This window comes from Shewanella carassii (assembly GCF_019670705.1).
Lineage (GTDB): Bacteria > Pseudomonadota > Gammaproteobacteria > Enterobacterales > Shewanellaceae > Shewanella > Shewanella carassii.
The window spans coordinates 1,955,481-1,973,595 of the sequence record NZ_AP024618.1 but is presented as its reverse complement, the minus strand read 5'-3'; the positions used below and the strand labels follow the sequence as shown (position 1 = coordinate 1,973,595).

Annotated in this window: 15 protein-coding genes; 10 read left to right on the top strand and 5 right to left on the bottom strand. The window is 52.5% G+C overall.

Annotated elements, in window-relative coordinates; genetic code table 11:
- Positions 1 to 25 precede the first annotated feature (25 nt).
- Entirely contained in the window at positions 26 to 2,674 is a 2,649-nt protein-coding gene (locus K5621_RS09010; RefSeq protein WP_100142716.1) for a TonB-dependent receptor plug domain-containing protein, read from the top strand.
- An 82-nt stretch (positions 2,675 to 2,756) separates the two neighbouring features.
- Here K5621_RS09010 and panF read toward each other — a convergent pair whose 3' ends face one another.
- Complete coding sequence (gene panF, locus K5621_RS09005; RefSeq protein ID WP_221050979.1) at positions 2,757 to 4,205, bottom strand: sodium/pantothenate symporter; 1,449 nt, start codon at positions 4,203 to 4,205, stop codon at positions 2,757 to 2,759.
- Complete coding sequence (locus K5621_RS09000) at positions 4,202 to 4,414, bottom strand: YhdT family protein (protein WP_221050978.1); 213 nt, start codon at positions 4,412 to 4,414, stop codon at positions 4,202 to 4,204. Before K5621_RS09000 ends, panF begins: the two co-directional genes overlap by 4 nt.
- A gap of 874 nt (positions 4,415 to 5,288) precedes the next feature.
- On the opposite strand from K5621_RS09000, the gene focA reads away from it, so the two are divergent.
- Genes focA through pflA form a run of 3 tightly spaced genes read left to right on the top strand, consistent with a single transcriptional unit; the run spans position 5,289 to position 9,280 of the window.
- Complete coding sequence (gene focA, locus K5621_RS08995) at positions 5,289 to 6,170, top strand: formate transporter FocA (RefSeq protein WP_100142719.1); 882 nt, start codon at positions 5,289 to 5,291, stop codon at positions 6,168 to 6,170.
- Between the two features lie 29 nt (positions 6,171 to 6,199).
- Positions 6,200 to 8,482 carry a formate C-acetyltransferase gene (pflB, locus tag K5621_RS08990; RefSeq protein WP_100142720.1) on the top strand — a complete coding sequence of 761 codons (2,283 nt, stop codon included), beginning with the start codon at positions 6,200 to 6,202 and terminating at the stop codon, positions 8,480 to 8,482.
- A gap of 57 nt (positions 8,483 to 8,539) precedes the next feature.
- Entirely contained in the window at positions 8,540 to 9,280 is a 741-nt protein-coding gene (gene pflA / locus K5621_RS08985; RefSeq protein WP_221050977.1) for a pyruvate formate lyase 1-activating protein, read from the top strand.
- A gap of 3 nt (positions 9,281 to 9,283) precedes the next feature.
- On the opposite strand, the gene yfbV is transcribed toward pflA, so the two are convergent.
- Positions 9,284 to 9,727, bottom strand: a complete 444-nt coding sequence (gene yfbV, locus K5621_RS08980) for a terminus macrodomain insulation protein YfbV (RefSeq protein WP_100142722.1) — start codon at positions 9,725 to 9,727, stop codon at positions 9,284 to 9,286.
- 160 nt (positions 9,728 to 9,887) lie between these two features.
- Between yfbV and ackA the strand changes: the two genes are divergently transcribed.
- From ackA to xthA, 6 genes are all read left to right on the top strand, one after another.
- Complete coding sequence (gene ackA, locus K5621_RS08975) at positions 9,888 to 11,087, top strand: acetate kinase (RefSeq protein WP_100142723.1); 1,200 nt, start codon at positions 9,888 to 9,890, stop codon at positions 11,085 to 11,087.
- A gap of 93 nt (positions 11,088 to 11,180) precedes the next feature.
- Positions 11,181 to 13,322 carry a phosphate acetyltransferase gene (gene pta, locus K5621_RS08970; protein ID WP_100142724.1) on the top strand — a complete coding sequence of 714 codons (2,142 nt, stop codon included), beginning with the start codon at positions 11,181 to 11,183 and terminating at the stop codon, positions 13,320 to 13,322.
- Between the two features lie 410 nt (positions 13,323 to 13,732).
- The gene (locus tag K5621_RS08965; RefSeq protein ID WP_100142725.1) at positions 13,733 to 14,170 is read left to right on the top strand and encodes a WYL domain-containing protein; all 438 of its coding nucleotides are present in this window, start codon (positions 13,733 to 13,735) and stop codon (positions 14,168 to 14,170) included.
- Between the two features lie 95 nt (positions 14,171 to 14,265).
- Entirely contained in the window at positions 14,266 to 14,811 is a 546-nt protein-coding gene (locus tag K5621_RS08960) for a septation protein A (protein ID WP_025011775.1), read from the top strand.
- The gene (locus K5621_RS08955) at positions 14,811 to 15,110 is read left to right on the top strand and encodes a YciI family protein (protein WP_100142727.1); all 300 of its coding nucleotides are present in this window, start codon (positions 14,811 to 14,813) and stop codon (positions 15,108 to 15,110) included. The genes K5621_RS08960 and K5621_RS08955 overlap by 1 nt, the downstream gene beginning before the upstream one ends.
- Positions 15,110 to 15,922, top strand: a complete 813-nt coding sequence (xthA, locus tag K5621_RS08950) for an exodeoxyribonuclease III (protein WP_221050976.1) — start codon at positions 15,110 to 15,112, stop codon at positions 15,920 to 15,922. The genes K5621_RS08955 and xthA overlap by 1 nt, the downstream gene beginning before the upstream one ends.
- 90 nt (positions 15,923 to 16,012) lie before the next feature.
- Here the strand turns inward: xthA and K5621_RS08945 are convergent, their stop codons facing one another.
- Positions 16,013 to 16,849 carry a M23 family metallopeptidase gene (locus K5621_RS08945; protein WP_245003175.1) on the bottom strand — a complete coding sequence of 279 codons (837 nt, stop codon included), beginning with the start codon at positions 16,847 to 16,849 and terminating at the stop codon, positions 16,013 to 16,015.
- 199 nt (positions 16,850 to 17,048) lie between these two features.
- Positions 17,049 to 17,933, bottom strand: a complete 885-nt coding sequence (locus K5621_RS08940; protein WP_093982754.1) for a 6-carboxytetrahydropterin synthase — start codon at positions 17,931 to 17,933, stop codon at positions 17,049 to 17,051.
- Positions 17,934 to 18,115: the final 182 nt, after the last annotated feature.

Below are 18,115 nucleotides of genomic sequence, written 5' to 3'. Positions count from 1 at the left end.
AAATGAATATCATAAAAGGATATAAATGATGAATCTTAGTGTCAGCAAAGCTGTGCGCTTCGCCCTATTCGGCGGTGCGGCAGCCGCCACTCTTAGCCTACCTGCAGTCCAAGCCAACGAAAATGAACAACAACTGGAGCGCATCGAAGTTACCGGCTCGCGCATCAAGCGTACCGACATGGAATCGGCACTGCCGGTGACGGTAATGAGTTCTGAAGACATAGCCAAAACCGGCCTGACAGATGTTTCTGCGGTACTGGCACAAATGCCATACAACACGGCGGGTAGCTTTATCAGTGACGCAGGTAGTTCTGCCAGTAACCATGCCAGCTCAGGCATGCGAGGCCTGGGTTCAAACCGTACCCTGACCCTGATCAATGGTCGCCGGATTGCACCATCAGCCACCTTCGGTGCCGATGCAACCAACCTTAACCTGATCCCCATGGACGCCATCGAGCGTATTGAAATTCTTCGTGACGGCGCTTCAGCCATTTATGGTTCCGATGCCATTGGCGGTGTAATCAACATCATTTTGAAGAAGAACTATGACGGCCTCGGTTTCGATCTAAAATTCGCCAACCCGACTCAGGGTGGCCGCGATGAAATGTCGGCATCGATGACCTTTGGTAACACCAGCGACAAGAGCAGCAGTCTGGTTATCATAGAGCACAAGAAGTTTGATCCTCTCAAAGGCGGCCAGCGTGAACACCTCACCGCTAACTGGGATGAAGCTTATGGTCGCAGCTCTCTGTATGCACCGGAAGGCACCTGGCGCCCAGTAGCCGCTCGCCCAGGCAAAAAGGACGATGGAACCTTTGAAACCCCGAGCTACACTGGTGACTATGTCCCAGGTAAAGACTGCCCCGCCGATCAAATCGTTCAGAGTAAAGATGGTCCACGTTGTGGCTACAGCATGTTTGATGGTACCGATTACCTGCCGGATCAGACCAAAGACTCCTTGTTCAGCAACCTGACTTACAAGATCACCGATAATCTGGAGTGGTTCGGTCAGGCGATTGTGATGCGTGACAAGTCCACCACTTCCTCTACCGCACTGTGGACCCCCAACCTGTTTATAGCAGCCGACAACCCACTGAACCCAACTTATGGCACAGCCGGTGCAACTGAAGTACAGGCTTACCACCGTCTGACAGGCGTGGCCGATCGCAGCACGACGTTCAAGTCCGATGTTGTTGACGTGGTGACAGGGCTGAACCTGGAGCTGGATGCCGGTTCACTGAACTGGTACGTACAATATTCAGATCAGCAGGTGGATATAAGCACAGACTCTTATGTGTTTGAAGACAACCTGCAGCAAGCCGTCGATGCCGGGCTTTATAACCCATTTGTTCTGGGCGGTAATGCCACTCAGGCAACCCTGGACAGCTTCCTGCACACAGCCACCCGTCAGGCAGATTCCAAGACCACAGCGACTGCCATTTCCTGGGCAGCCCTGGCACCTATTGCCCTGCCAGGCGGTGACATAGGTTATGCCGTAGGCGCCGAGTACCAGAAGATGGAATTCAGCGATCGCCGCGATGCGCAGCAAGCTGCCGGCAAAGTACTGGGTACTTACGGTGGCGACTCCGCCGGTGAGCGTAACTACAAGGCAGCCTTCGTTGAGTTGGAACTGCCGGTCACCGACGATCTGAACGTTAAACTGGCCAGCCGTTATGACCAATACAGCCTGCCGGATGAAGGCCAGCTGTCCAGCTCTATCAACCTGCGTTATCAGTTGTTGGATAACCTGGTCCTGCGCGCGTCTTACGGCCAGGGCTTCCGCGCTCCATCACTGGATGATCTGCTGGGCGAAGCTGCTACCAGTTATGACCGAGTGATCGACACCAAAGGCTGTCAAATGCTGCCGGCTGACCAACGCGAAGGCGCCGATGTGTGTGAGTCAACTCAGTATCTGCGCAAGAGCTCAGGTAATCCGGAGCTGAAACCTGAAGAGTCTGATCAGTATGCCTTCGGTGCTGTGTGGAACATCACAGATGATATCTCTCTGGTTGTGGACTACTACAACATTGAGATCAGCAACCAGGTCAGCTATGTCGGTGCCCAGACTATCCTGGATCTGGAAGCCACTACAGGTCTCGGTGCCTACGATCCTAAATATGTCTATGTGAAGCGAGATACCGACGGCAAGATTGAAGAGATTGGCGCCGGTTACATCAACATGGACGGGGTGCAAACCTCGGGTCTGGACGTCTCTTTCAGCTCGCGCTTCGAGCTGGGTAACTACGGCAGTCTGAAGTTTGCCCTGGACGGCACCTATGCACTGGAGTATACAGAGCAAGCCAGTCCGGTCGACCCACGTTACGACGTGCTGGGTACCAAGGGATATCCTGAGCTGCGTTTCAACTCCACCTTTAGCTATGAGTACGATGCCTTCAGCGCCTCGCTGATCGCCAAGTACATCGACTCCTATGCCGGTGAAACACCACAGCAGCAAGCTGCCAACATCGACAAGCAGGACTTTGGTTCCTTCACCACTTGGGATCTGGCCATGAACTATGACTTTGACCAGTTCGGTAAAGTCACGGTCGGTGCCCGTAACCTGTTCGATGCCATGCCTACGGTTAACTATGAGCTGTCCTACCCAGGTTATGACGCCGATACCCACAACATTATCGGCCGCGTAGTCTACGCGGGTTATCAGATCCGTTTCTGATAAGCTCCTTAATAGCCAAAAGCGCAGTCAATGACTGCGCTTTTTTTGTTTCATCCGCTACTCAACAATCAAGCATAGCTCTTTACTCTGCCTTATCCGGCGCTACCGCCAAAACTTCCCGCGCCATCAACCATGCCTGGCAGCCCAACATGGCCAAGAGTGAAACCAGCAAGGCCGGGACCACAGGGTGAATATGAAATGGTAAAGGCAAGGCCTGCCATTGCAGCATTCCATAACTCAGCAATCCGGAAATCATCGCGGCAAATACGGCGTTGCCAGTCAATGAAGGCCAGAATACCGCCGCCAATATCGGCCAGAGAAACACCGCCTGCAGCGCGCCGAAAGCCGCCAGATTGAGCCAGACTATCATGGCCGGAGGCTCCAGCGCCCAGTAGCAGGCGAGCGCAGCAATCATCAACATGGCGATGCGACTCAAACGCAGCTGGCTTTGCGCCGAGGTTTGTGGCCTGACTTTAACCCAAGCATCCCGTACCAGACTGACCGCCGCCTGCAGCAACATAGAGTCCACCGACGACATCACGGCGGCAATGGGCGCCGCCAGCAGCACCCCGGCCAAAAGTGGCGAAAACAGTCCGGAGATCAAAGTTGGCATGATCTCATCCGGTACCTGCAAATCGGGATAAAGCGCCCGCCCCATCAATCCAATGAGATGCGGTAACAGTGTCATCAAGACACTGATAAGGGTGCCCCAAACAATACCTTTCTTGAGCGCCTGGGTATTTTTAACCGCCAGCAAACGCACCACAGTATGTGGCAGCCCAAGCGTGCCAAAACAGATAAGCACCCAAAACGACAGCATCATGGGCCAGCCCAGTTGCCCTTCATTGCCATGGGGCTGCAACAAGGCCGGATCTTCACTGGCCACCTTGGACATCAACTCTGTCATCCCCCCATGGTCAAGCAGGGTGAAAAACAGCAGCAAGAGCCCCAGCAGCATCACTATCCCCTGAAAGGCATCAGTGATGGTCACCGCCCGAAAACCACCGCTCAGGGTGTAAGCCAACACAGTCACCACAAACAGAGCCAGCCCCAGGCTGTAGTCGATACCGCTGACCCCGGCAAACAACCTGGCGCCACCGATAAACTGCACCGTAATCATGGCGACAAATCCAAGCACCAAGGAGCCCAGCGCCAACATGCTGACCCCTTTATGCTCAAAGCGAGCATCCAACCACTCAATCAAAGTGGCGTAAGGCGCCTTGGCCGCGAGAATTTTCGGCCCCAACACTCCCAGGGTCAGCATGGCAACCGGCACCTGGATCAAGGCTAGCCACACCCAGCCCAAACCTATCTTGTAAGCGGCGCCCGGACCACCGATAAAAGAGCTGGCGCTGGTATAGGTGGCCACCAGCGTCAAGGCCAACATGGGGCCATTGAGAAAACGGCCACCGATAAAAAAGCGCGCCGCCTTATCCTGATAGAGGCTGGCCTTGTCTTGTCTGGCGGCAATAAAGCGGGTCAACACCAGGCTGAGCAACAGATAAACCAATACGGGGATAAGGGTGGTCACTCTTTATGCCCTCCCCGGCCAAACAGGTAGAAGAGCCCCAGAATGAAACATAATGGAGTCAGAATACAGGACAGCCAAAACCATAAAGGCAGGCCGTAATAATCAGCGTGTGCTCCCCAGATCCCCATATCGGTCAAGAGGGGCCCCAGAGCCCAAAACAGGGCATAAATGAGGGTAAGTATGATGGCCAGACGTGCCATGGATGGCATAACGGCCTCCTTGGATAGCCCCTTGAATTGGAGCGTGACAACAAAAAGAAAGCGTTGATTCTAATCAACTCTTTGTCTCGGTGCCAAGCTGCAAATTGAGTTATTCCCAGGTTACCGGATAGTGTTCGTTTAACCTTTTGGCTTCATGCATCGTAAATGATGACCGACTTCACAAGCTAAAGACTGTTCATAAATAGCTCACACCGCCAGCAACAACATGATGAATCGCACATAAGCAGATATAATGCGACCCACATCACTGAGCAATTGAATAAAATATCCCCTCACTCAACCCTAGTCCCTGACGCCAATGGCTTACAATTGTTAACCTGCTCGCAAAATTTAGCTTTCGCTGTTCAGTTAGCAGCGATAACAGATGCCGAGAAGACAGCTCTGTGTTAATATTTTCATGGTAAATTGGTAAGACCAATTTTGATGTTGTACGGTAAAAAGCGGGCAAGTTCGGCTGTTCTTCCGATAATTGAGGGTATAAGACAGAGCCCAATAAACAACTTACCCAAGAGGCCGCGAGCAACAGCACAGACTGGTTTTTTATAACGTGTTAAAAGCTATGCTGTGGTTAAAAGAAGAGTATTTTTCCCGTATAACGGCTGGTACAACTAAATAGACTGAGAATGTCAGCATATTGTTTTATAAGAAAGCGAGAGGAATAACGATAGACAAGCTGAGAAATGTAGTTTAATTACGCGATTAGATGAGAAACAACCGCTAAATTGATCTAAATCACGTAATTTAATTACATCGCATTTATAGTTAACGAATGCAGTGGTCATTGAATAGCCCTGCAGAAACTATCAATGTAATTCATACCTAAACCGGTGGCCTGCCACCAAATGAGCGAGAGAAGGCAATGATGAATAACACTCCTAGCCCATTTGATGCATCAACCCCTGCCCAAACTGCGCAGAAGGTCGAGGATGCGGCCGTCGTCAAAATTGGTCGCGACACTCAATCGACTCTGCTGTTGGCCATGACTGCGGGGGTATTTATCGGCCTCGCCTTCATCTTCTATGTCGTCGCCACTGCCGGTGGCAGTGCCCTTCCCTACGGTCTCAACAAACTCATCGGTGGTCTGTGCTTCAGCCTCGGCTTAATGTTGGTGGTAGTACTGGGCGGCGAACTCTTCACTTCCACTGTTTTAACCATTACCGCCAGAGCCAGTAAACGGGTTACCACCAAGGCCTTACTGCGTAACTGGGGGTTGGTCTATTTAGGTAACTTTATCGGTGCCATGATCTTGGTTGGCCTGATGATTGCCGCCAAACACTATGATGCAGGCCACGGTTTGATAGGCCTTGGCTATATGAAAACCGCCCAGGCCAAACTGCACCATGACTTTATCCAGGCTATCGCCCTCGGGATCATGTGTAACATCATGGTATGCCTCGCAGTATGGATGGCCTATGCCGGTCGCTCAGTCACAGACAAATTGCTGGCCGTGGTATTACCGGTTGCCATGTTTGTCGCCGCGGGTTTTGAACACTGTATCGCCAACATGTTTCTTATTCCTATGGCTATTATTAGTAAAAACCTGGCAAGCACTGAATTTTGGACAAACGCCGGAGTAAGCCCCGAGCAGTTTGCCGATCTCACATGGAGCCAATTCGTGTTCCATAATCTGGTTCCCGTCACTCTGGGTAATATCGTGGGGGGAGCTTTATTTGTAGGGTTGACTTACTGGTTTGTATATCGCCGTCCCTTGCTGGCCAAGCAAGGCAGCGAAACCAGCAAGTAACTTTATCTCAACTAGAAGGTATGAGTACTATGACCGAGAAAACTGAGCTGTTTGCAAACGCGTGGGAAGGCTTTGTTCCCGGCGATTGGAAGACCGAAGTCAATGTACGTGACTTTATCCAGAAGAACTACACCCCCTATGAAGGTGATGAGTCTTTCCTGGCTGGCCCCACCACTGCGACCACAGCCCTGTGGGACAAAGTCATGGAAGGCATCAAGCAGGAAAACCGCACCCATGCTCCGGTCGACTTTGATACAGACAAAGTCTCTACCATAGATTCCCATGATGCCGGCTACATCAATCAGGAACTGGAAACCATTGTTGGTTTGCAGACCGATGCGCCACTCAAACGCGCCATGCTACCCAACGGTGGTATCCGCATGGTTGAAGGCTCCTGCGCCGCCTATAATCGCGAACTGGATCCTGAAATCAAATATGTCTACTCCGAACTGCGTAAGACCCACAACCAGGGCGTGTTCGATGTGTACACTCCTGAAATCCTCGCTTGCCGTAAGTCAGGTGTACTGACAGGTTTGCCCGATGCCTACGGTCGTGGCCGTATCATTGGTGACTACCGTCGCGTAGCCCTCTACGGTATCGACTACCTGATGAAAGACAAGGTTGCCCAGTTCACTTCACTGCAAGCTCAAATGGAAGCCGGTGAAGATCTGAGCAACGTTATCCAGTTGCGTGAAGAGATTGCCGAGCAGCACAGAGCGCTGGGCAAGATGAAGAAGATGGCAGCCAAATACGGTTATGACATCTCCGGCCCAGCCAAAAACGCCAAAGAAGCCATCCAGTGGACCTACTTCGGCTATCTGGCCGCCGTGAAGAGCCAAAACGGCGCCGCCATGTCTCTGGGCCGTACTTCAACCTTCATCGACGTTTATATCGAACGCGATCTGAAAAACGGCGTGCTCACCGAAGAGCAGGCTCAGGAAATGATCGACCATTTCGTGATGAAACTGCGTATGGTGCGCTTCCTGCGTACTCCTGAATACGATGAGCTGTTCTCCGGCGACCCAATTTGGGCTACCGAATCTATCGGTGGTATGGGTCTGGACGGTCGTCCACTGGTGAGCAAGACTAGCTTCCGCTTCCTGCACACCCTGTACAACATGGGCCCAAGCCCAGAGCCAAACATCACTGTGCTTTGGTCTGAGCAGCTGCCTCAGCCATTCAAAAAATACTGCGCCAAAGTGTCTATCGACACCAGCTCTATCCAGTATGAAAACGATGACCTGATGCGCCCTGACTTCGAGTCTGATGACTACGCCATCGCCTGCTGCGTGAGCCCCATGGTTGTAGGCAAGCACATGCAGTTCTTCGGTGCCCGTGCCAACCTGGCCAAGACCATGCTGTACGCCATCAACGGCGGTGTGGATGAAAAGCTGAAAATTCAGGTTGCTCCCAAGGCAGATCCTATCACAGACGAAGTGCTCAACTATGATGACGTCATGAGCCGCCTCGACGGTCTGATGGATTGGTTGGCAACTCAGTATGTCACTGCGCTGAACACCATCCACTACATGCACGACAAGTACTCTTACGAAGCCGCGCTGATGGCGCTGCACGACAGAGACGTACGTCGTACCATGGCCTGTGGTATCGCCGGTCTGTCTATTGCTGCCGACTCCCTGTCTGCCATCAAGTATGCCAAGGTGAAACCGGTTCGCGATGAAAATGGTATTGCCGTAGACTTCGAAATCGAGGGTGATTATCCCAAGTTCGGTAACAACGACGCCCGTGTTGATGACATCGCCTGTATGCTGGTCGAAGGCTTTATGGCCAAGATCCGTGACAAGAAGATGTACCGCAACGCCATCCCAACCCAGTCAATCCTGACCATTACTTCCAACGTGGTGTATGGTAAGAAGACAGGTAACACTCCGGATGGTCGCCGCGCCGGTGCACCATTTGCCCCGGGTGCCAACCCAATGCACGGCCGTGACGAAAAAGGCGCTATCGCTTCACTGACCTCAGTGGCCAAGCTGCCCTTCGCTCACGCTCAGGACGGTATCTCTTACACCTTCTCCATTGTGCCTAACGCACTGGGTAAAGATGAAGATGCCCGCCGCACCAACCTGGCCGCGCTGATGGACGGATACTTCTCCCACAAGCCGGGCCATGAAGGTGGTCAGCACCTGAACGTCAACGTGATGAACCGTGAAATGCTGGAAGATGCTGTCGTCAACCCTGACAAGTATCCACAGCTGACCATACGTGTATCAGGCTACGCAGTGCGCTTCAACTCACTGACCCCTGAGCAGCAGCAAGACGTGATTACCCGTACTTTCACCAAAGCACTGTAATTCACGTTTGAAACCAGGCTGCAGCGGCCGCCGCTGCAGCCATTCCAAGGAGAGCACATGACAGTAAAAGGACGGATCCACTCGGTGGAATCCTTTGGCACAGTAGATGGCCCCGGCATTCGCTTTATCGCCTTTATGCAAGGTTGCCTGATGCGTTGTAAATACTGTCACAATCGCGACACCTGGGATCTGGATGGCGGCAAAGAAGTAACGGTCGCGGAGCTGATGGAACAGATAGTCAGCTACCGACCTTTTTTGGAAGCCAGCGGTGGTGGTGTGACCGCCAGCGGTGGTGAAGCCGTGTTACAGGCAGAATTCGTTGCCGAGCTATTCAAGGCCTGTAAGGCCGAAGGCATACACACCTGTCTGGATACCAATGGCTTTGTTCGTAAATACACCGAAGTGATCGACCAGTTGCTGGACAACACAGATCTGGTACTGCTGGACATCAAACAGATGGATGATGCCAAGCACATAGATCTCACCAAGGTCAGCAATCAGCGAACATTGCAGTTTGCCGAGTATCTGGCCAAACGAGGCCAAAAAACTTGGATCCGTTATGTGGTCGTCGGCGGTTATACAGATGACGAAGCTTCGGCCGAAAAGCTGGCAGAGTTCATCAAACCAATGACCAATGTGGAAAAAGTGGAGTTACTGCCCTACCACGAACTGGGTAAACACAAGTGGGAAGCCATGGGCGAGCGCTACGAACTCGACGGCGTGTCGCCGCCGAATCGCGAAACCATGGAGCGAATAAAGACTATATTTATTCAAAGAGGGATCAATGCCGGTTACTGAACGTTAGAGTTCTTCCCAAAAACCGGCATCGAGACGCTCAAAGGCCAACTTCAGGATCTGTGCCATATCCATATAACTGGCCTTGGCGCCTAGTGGACGGCTACTGACTCCAAGTCCGGAAAGTTTGGCATTGAGCTGATTGCCCCAATCGAGCAAGGACAGCGGCAAGGGATGGCGAGCACGCCAACCGAGCCACAGATAGCCCTGCAATGGCAGGCTGAGAAAGAATAGAAAAATGGCTATGGCCTGGGGCAAAAAGTCCCAACCATAGACATAGATTTGCGCAGCAGCAGAGACCATGGCCAATGCCGGCATCAGTTGCAGCGCTAACCGAGTAGCGCGAATAACGCGAAACTCAGGAAAAAAGTAACCCAGTTGTCTGACCATGGGCCAGGTCTTCATATAACGACGACCTTCCCTCACGGTTTTGAGAAAGTTAAGGCTCAATCAAGGCACCTGAACAACAAGCATAATATTGCTTTTACCTTAGCACAGTTCCCTATTCGGCCCCAACAACGGCTTGACGGCAGGAACGCAGTGAAACAGGTTACAGGCGAGTCCAGTTCACCCGTAACTTATTAATTAAAAACGGCGAAAGGTTTTTAACATGTCTAAAAAACTGGTATTGGTTCTAAATTGCGGCAGTTCTTCTTTGAAATTTGCAGTCATGGATGCACTCACAGGCGATGATCAGATCTCTGGTCTGGCCGAGTGCTTTGGCTTGGAAAACTCCCGCATCAAATGGAAACACAATGGCGAAAAGCATGAAGCCACACTGGGCGCATTCACCGCGCACCGTGAAGCCGTGGAGTTTATTGTAAACCAGATTTTGGCTCCCCTGCCCGAACTGGCATCACAAATCTTGGCGGTGGGTCACCGAATCGTGCACGGTGGTGAAAAGTTCACCCACTCGGTAATCATTGACGATCAGGTGATCAAAGGTATCGAAGATTGTGCCTCGCTGGCACCATTGCACAACCCTGCGCACCTGATAGGTATTCGCGCCGCCATGGCCTCGTTCCCAAGCTTGCCTCAGGTTGCCGTGTTTGACACCGCCTTCCACCAGAGCATGCCTGAGCGCGCCTTTGTCTACGCCCTGCCCTATAAGCTTTACCGTGAGCATGGCATTCGTCGTTACGGCATGCATGGCACCAGCCACCTGTTTGTCAGCCGCGAAGCAGCCAAGGTATTGGGCAAAGAATTGGCCGACACTAATGTGATCTGTGCTCATCTGGGCAACGGTGCATCCGTCACCGCTGTAAAAGGTGGCAAGAGCGTAGACACCTCCATGGGCCTGACACCACTGGAAGGTTTGGTGATGGGTACTCGCTGTGGCGATATCGACCCCTCCATCATCTATCATCTGGTACACCAGTTGGGCTACACCCTGGAAGAGGTCAACAACCTGCTGAACAAGCAAAGTGGCCTGTTGGGGATCAGTGAACTGACCAATGATTGCCGTGGTATCGAGGAAGGATATGCCGAAGGTCACAAAGGTGCGACACTGGCACTGGAAATCTTCTGCTATCGTCTGGCAAAATACATCGCCTCCTACACTGTGCCATTGGGCCGTCTGGATGCCGTAGTCTTTACCGGCGGCATAGGTGAAAACTCCGACATTATCCGTAAGAAAGTGCTGGAACTATTGTCCATCTTCAACTTCCAGATCGATGATGAACGCAACCTGGCCGCCCGTTTCGGCAATGGCGGTATCATCACTAAAGATGAAGGCACTCTGGCCATGGTCATTCCCACCAATGAAGAGTGGGTCATCGCCGAAGACGCTATTAGTTTGATAGAAGAATAATATGACCAAACAGCCGCCAGCTTAACCTGGCGGCTTTCATGTTTTTGACTTTATAAGATTTACCGGAAAACCATCGACTCCGAAGAGGTTTTTATGTCCCGTAACATTATGTTGATCCCCATAGGCACAGGCGTCGGCCTGACGTCTATCAGCCTGGGGATGGTTCGCGCATTGGAACGCCACGGCGTTAAAGTGCAGTTCTTTAAACCCATTTCCCAATTGCGCCCGCAGGACCACGGCCCTGAGCGCTCAACCACCATTCTCAGCAAGTCCCCCACGGTCAACCCGCTGGAACCGTTTGAAATGGCCCACGCAGAAGCCTTGATCCGCGCCGATCAGACAGATGTACTGATGGAGCAAATCATCGCCCGCGCCAGTGAAATTGCCGATAACACCGAAACCCTGATCATCGAGGGTTTGGTGCACACCCGCAGCCATCCCTTTGCCGATGATGTTAACTATGCCATCGCCAAAGCGCTGGACGCCGATGTGATTTTTGTCGCGACCCCCGGCAACGATAGCCCAACCGGGCTGATGAACCGTCTCGAAATCGCCTTCAACTCCTGGGGCGGCAACAAGAACAAGCGTCTCATTGGCACTATCATCAACAAGATTGGTGCGCCGGTGGACGATGAAGGTCGTGCCCGTCCGGATCTGTCTGAAGTATTCGATCACCAATATGTACAACGCACTGATACCGCAGGCATGTTCCAGTTGCCGGGTAAGAGCCCATTGAGGATCCTCGGCAGTGTGCCTTATAACCTGGATCTGGTGTCCCCTCGGGCATCCGACCTGGCCAAGCACCTGCGTGCCCGGATCATCAATGCCGGTGAGATGAACACTCGCCGTTTGCGCAAGGTAACCTTCTGTGCCCGCTCTATTCCCAACATGGTGCAGCACATCAAGGCAGACTCGCTACTGGTGACTTCGGGTGACCGTTCCGACGTTATCGTTTCGGCCTGTCTGGCGGCGATGAACGGCGTCAAGATTGGTGCCTTGCTGCTAAGCGGCGGTTATGAACCAGAGCCCGAGATCATGGCTCTGTGTGAACAGGCCTTTGAAACCGGCCTGCCTGTGTTCCTTATCGACACCAATACCTGGCAGACCTCACTCAATATTCAACGCTTTGACCACGAAGTACCTGTGGACGATGCAGTGCGTATTGAACTGGTACAGGAATACGTTGCCGGTCATATTGATCAGAGCTGGATTGAAAGCGTCACCGAAAACTCGCCTCGCGAGCACCGCCTGTCGCCACCGGCTTTCCGCTATAAGCTTACCGAGCTGGCCCGCGCCGCTCACAAGACTGTAGTACTGCCTGAAGGCGATGAGCCACGCACCATCAAGGCTGCCGCCATCTGCGCCGAGCGTGGCATTGCCCGCTGCGTACTACTTGGCAAACGCGATGAAATTCTGCGTATCGCAGCCCAGCAGGACGTTATTCTGGGAGAGGGTGTCGAGATTATCGATCCCGATGAAGTGCGTGAGCGCTATGTCGAGCCTATGCTGGATCTTCGCCGTCACAAGGGCCTGACCGAAGTGGTTGCCCGTGAACAGCTGGAAGACAACATGGTGCTGGGCACCATGATGTTGGCCCAGAATGAAGTGGACGGTATCGTTTCCGGTGCGGTTAACACCACGGCCAACACCATTCGTCCGCCACTGCAGCTGATCAAGACTGCGCCCGGCTCCAGCCTGGTCTCTTCCATCTTCTTCATGCTGATGCCGGATCAGGTGCTGGTATATGGTGACTGCGCCATCAACCCGGATCCCAATGCCGAGCAGTTGGCCGATATCGCTATCCAGTCGGCCGAGTCTGCCAAAGCCTTCGGTATTGAGCCCAGAGTCGCGATGATCAGCTACTCTACCGGTGACTCAGGGACAGGCTCAGATGTGGATAAGGTGCGCGAAGCCACCCGGATTGCCAAAGAGAAGCGTCCGGATCTGGTGATTGACGGCCCACTGCAGTACGACGCTGCGGTAATGCCTAACGTGGCTCGCTCCAAGGCGCCGGACAGCCCGGTTGCCGGTAAGGCGACTGTGTTTGTATTCCCGGATCTCAACACGGGTAACACCACTTATAAGGCCGTTCAACGAAGCGCCGATCTGATCAGCATAGGCCCTATGCTGCAAGGTATGCGTAAGCCGGTGAACGATCTGTCCCGCGGTGCCCTGGTGGATGATATTGTTTACACCATCGCCCTGACTGCCATTCAAGCGACTCAGAACGATTAATAGCCCATCAAATTGGGATTAGAGAAAAACGCCTGTCAAAACAGGCGTTTTTTTATGCCCCAATTAACCGACTGCGGCTTTTATCAACAGCGACTGAACAAAATAACCGCAAACGATCTTTTACAACTGGCGATATTTGAGTGAATTCAAACTCGGAGAGGGATAAATTACCGCGGGAACACTGCAGGCGTCAAAAAATAACCAGCCAATATCTGACATGTAATTCAACTAGTTAGAAAGCATCAACTGAGTCTTCAACACACTTGTCCACAGATTCTGTGGATAAGAATGCAGGTACCAGCCTTTCTATATGCCATAGGATCGCCGATCCCGTCAAGCCCAAGGCACCGGCTTGCGATCAGAGTTAAAAAAACTGATACTGTTTGGCACCAATAATCGGAGTCAACACTATGAGATATCTACTTTTTATTTTTCTAATCGGCCTGTTTGGCTGCAGTGATGACCCCAAAGTGACGATAGATACTCCAGAACAAGTCGCCCTGGGATTTTTTCAGGCCATCTACATAGATAAAGATGTCGAGAAGGCCACCCATTATGTCGATGAACCGATGAAAGAGGTACTACGCAGTTACCATATTGCCCCTTCGGTACAACGCTATATGCTCAATTTGCAGATGACAGATGTCACCCTGGAGATTGAAGAGATAGATATCGATTTCTTTCGTAAGTTCACTGATGACGTCACGGTTGTCGTCAAGTTTACCGGCCAAAAAGATGGCCGCCGCTGGATTGATGATAGAACCATTCGCTTGCATAAACGTGGCAAAGGCTGGGTCATAGTCGAAATATTCCCAGAAAACGGCAAGATCAACTCAGGTTCCTTGTAATAATTGTGCACTGACCCACGCAAGGGCCGAAGAGGTTTATCCCTCAAAGCCCGCCGTGCTACACTCACAGCCAATTTTCACTCAGTCTGATTACTATGAAACAACTGCTGGATTTCCTGCCGCTGGTCATCTTCTTCGCCGTTTATAAGTTTTACGATATTTATGTCGCCAGTGGCGCCTTGATAGCCGCAACGGCACTGCAACTCGTGGTGACCTACCTGTTGTACCGCAAGCTTGAAAAAATGCATCTCATCACCTTCGCCATGGTGGCCGTATTCGGCACCCTGACTCTGGTGTTTCACGACGATGCCTTTATCAAATGGAAAGTCACCATAGTCTATGCCCTGTTCGCCTTGGGCCTGGGTGTCAGCCAACTGCTGAATAAGCCTGTACTCAAGGGCATGCTTGGGCAAGAACTCAAGGTCGCCGACAAGATATGGGCCAGAGTCACCTGGTACTGGGTCAGTTTCTTTATTATCTGCGGCCTTATCAATATCTATGTCGCCTTCAGTCTGAGTCAGGAAACCTGGGTCAACTTCAAGGTCTTTGGCCTGACCGCAGTGACGCTGCTGAACACCATAGCAACCGTGGTTTATCTCTTTAAACACATCCCCGAAGAGCAACGCAAGGAACTCAAATAATGTGGTATATGATCTCATCCCAAGATGTTGAAAACAGTCTGGAAAAACGTCTTGCCGCTCGTCCGGCCCATCTGCAGCGCCTGCAACTGCTAGCCGATGAGGGACGATTGATGCTGGCCGGTCCACATCCCGCCGTGGACAGTGAAAACCCGGGGGACGCCGGATTCAGCGGCTCTTTGGTGGTGGCCGAGTTCGAATCGCTTGAAGCCGCCCAGACCTGGGCCAATGCCGATCCTTATGTTGCCGCCGGCGTTTATCAGAGTGTTATCGTAAAACCCTTCAAACGAGTGCTGCCCTGATGAAAATCGTTTCCTTCAACATCAATGGCTTGAGAGCCCGTCTGCATCAACTGCAGCAGTTGATAGACAGCCACCAGCCAGACATCATAGGGCTGCAGGAAACCAAGGTGCACGACGAAGCCTTCCCTCTGGCCGAAGTGGAAGCCATGGGTTATCAGGTACATTTCCACGGTGGCAAGGCCCACTATGGCGTGGCCCTGTTGTCCAAACAGGCCCCCATCGAGGTTCAAAAAGGCTTTCCGACTGACGATGGAGATGCCCAGCGCCGACTTATCGCCGGGAAGTTCATCCAGGACAACGGCCGCGTGTTGACAGTGATCAACGGTTATTTCCCTCAGGGGGAGAACATCAATCACGAGACCAAGTACCCGGCCAAGCGTAAGTTTTACGCCGATCTGATGCAGTATCTGCAAAATTCATTCAGCCCGGATCAGGATATTGCCATCATAGGGGATATCAATATTTCGCCGCTGGATCTGGATATCGGCATCGGCGATGCCAACGCCAAGCGTTGGCTGAAGACGGGTAAATGCAGCTTCCAACCGGAAGAGCGAGAATGGTTGCAAACCCTGCTGGATTGGGGCTTGGTAGATACCTTCCGCCAGTTACACCCGCAACGTAGCGAACGCTACTCCTGGTTTGATTATCGCAGCCGTGGCTTTGATGATAACCGTGGCCTGCGTATCGATGTGATCCTGGCGACCGAGTCGCTGGCAAGCCGCTTGACGGAGGCCGATGTGGATTACGCGCTTCGCGGCATCGACAAGCCCTCGGATCACGCCCCTATCTGGAGCTGTTTCTCAGAGGTTTAAACAAGCCAGATAGCCAAACCGCCAATGGCAGAGCTTTGTTGCCATTGGCGGTTTTTCTCATTTTTCCCTATCGCCAACACCGAAAAAGCACTACTTTTTCGCGTCACTCTTGGCTTGCTGTAATACCTGACTCATTGGCGGCACCAAAGAGGTAGGATCCAGACGCATCTGATACCAGTTCACCCGCCAATCCAGATGTGGCCCTGTGGCTCGTCCGGTTGCCCCCACTTCGGCTACCGCCTGGCCCTGTTTCACCTCATCGCCCTCTTTGACATACAGCTTGCTTAAGTGCAAAAAGCTGGAACTGACGCCATAGCCGTGGTCGATAATCATGGTGCCACCGGAATAGAACATGTCCGCTACCGACAAGCTGATAACGCCATCGGCCGGTGCCACCACCACAGTGCCGGTTTTTGCAGCCACATCCACACCATAATGCGGTGTGCCAGGCTTACCGTTGTAAACCCTTTGGCTACCATAAACCCCTGAAATTCGCCCGGTCAGCGGCCAGATAAAGTCGTCGACAAACGCCTGCTGGGTACTGAAATGGCTGCGGGCCGCCTTGACCTGAGCGCTGTCCTTGGCCGCGCGCTCCTGGGCCTTGGGATCCGGCTTCATGATTTTCTTGCTGATCCCCTCAACGTATTGAATACGATAATCCCGCTTGTCGAGTTTGAGGCTACGGCTCTCACGGCTGCCATCCGGGTAGTTGAGTGTCAACGTCTGCTCGAGCGCGGCCTCACGCTCAAAACCAAAGGCAAACCGACCATCCGGCGTCAGGGTGATGCTCCCGCCATTGAGACGCACCTCGGTGCCCGGCTCTGTTCTGGCTCTAATCAGAGCCCCCTGTTCAAACTTGCCCTGAAACTGCACCCGTGATGACTCGGGTTTGATGTTGGGCTCAGACTTGGATTCGGCCTGCAGCATAGGACTCACAACCAAAGTGCCCAGCAGCATCAACGGCAGCGCCTTAAAAGATGGGATTGGCATCTTGCTGTTATTGAACTTCACTCTTGCTCCTCTTTATCTTTGCGCCCCATAGACCCCAAGGTGCAGCCTACTTGCGGATACCTTTAGATTGCTTTTAGTTTGACCTTATTCTTGGTCCGGCTCAGGCTAGGTGATATCAGTCGCCCTGATGCTGCGCCGATGCGATGGCGCCCTTACCTATACCCTCGAAGGCTACCACTTTAAAATGTTTGCCCGGCTCAAAGCCCGCCATGCTGTCGGCCATAAAATGAGCCAGCAGTTCGACCGTGGTGTCGTGGGGGATCAAATCACAGCAGTCTCTTGGCATCGCCAACTGGAAATCCCCCTGCGGCGCCTGGTATCTGAAGCCAATATGGCTCTGGTCATCTATCTTGGTTTGGGGTGACAGCTCAAGCTCGCTGACACCAACCACATCTTCTTCACTGCCAAGGTAGATATCTTTCCAACGTTTGGCCCAGTATTCATCCCATTTGGGCGCGGCGATACCATCGGCAAACACATTGACAGGACTGCGGTGACCGTGAGCGATACGCTGGCAGTTACCGTCGTGCTTACGCAAGCCGTGACTGTAATGGTAATAGGGCGTTTCCAGCACCTCGTTGCGAAGTGTTAGGCTGATACCCTGAACATTGTCCGGCAAGGCATCTGTCAGCGCCTTGTGCAAAAACTGATTCACGCTGTCAAAGTCGATAATCTCGCTGGGGATAAGGGCGAAAGCCTGCGCCGGACAAGCCAGGTGAATGCTGCCGCGCAAACTATGGAAGTCCATCCACACCTTGTCGCCCTGCTGTTGCCAGCGTACCTGGCTACAGGCGGTGGGCACCAATAAACGGTGATCGGCCACCTCATCTATGGTTTGCTTTATGGTGCGCTTGACCTTGGAAAAGTCGAGCAACATGTTTTGCTCATCCAGGCCACCGTCGAGCAGCACATCGACTATCCAACTTTCGCCTACCATGCCGCGAAACGGGCACAGGTAAGAAAAATCAACCACAGTTAAATCTTTGACAAATAATTGCATTCTCGCTCCCAGGCAGATAAACAGTCCACCCATGTGTTATCGGCCGGCCGATATTGGCACCGATTGAACCGATACCGGCCAGGGTATCGGCACTTGACGTATCTTTCGCAAAAAGTCTGTGATCTTGTCCAAAAGCTCCACAGCTTTTTGCTTGAGTTTCCGGTATTATACGCAAGTCACTG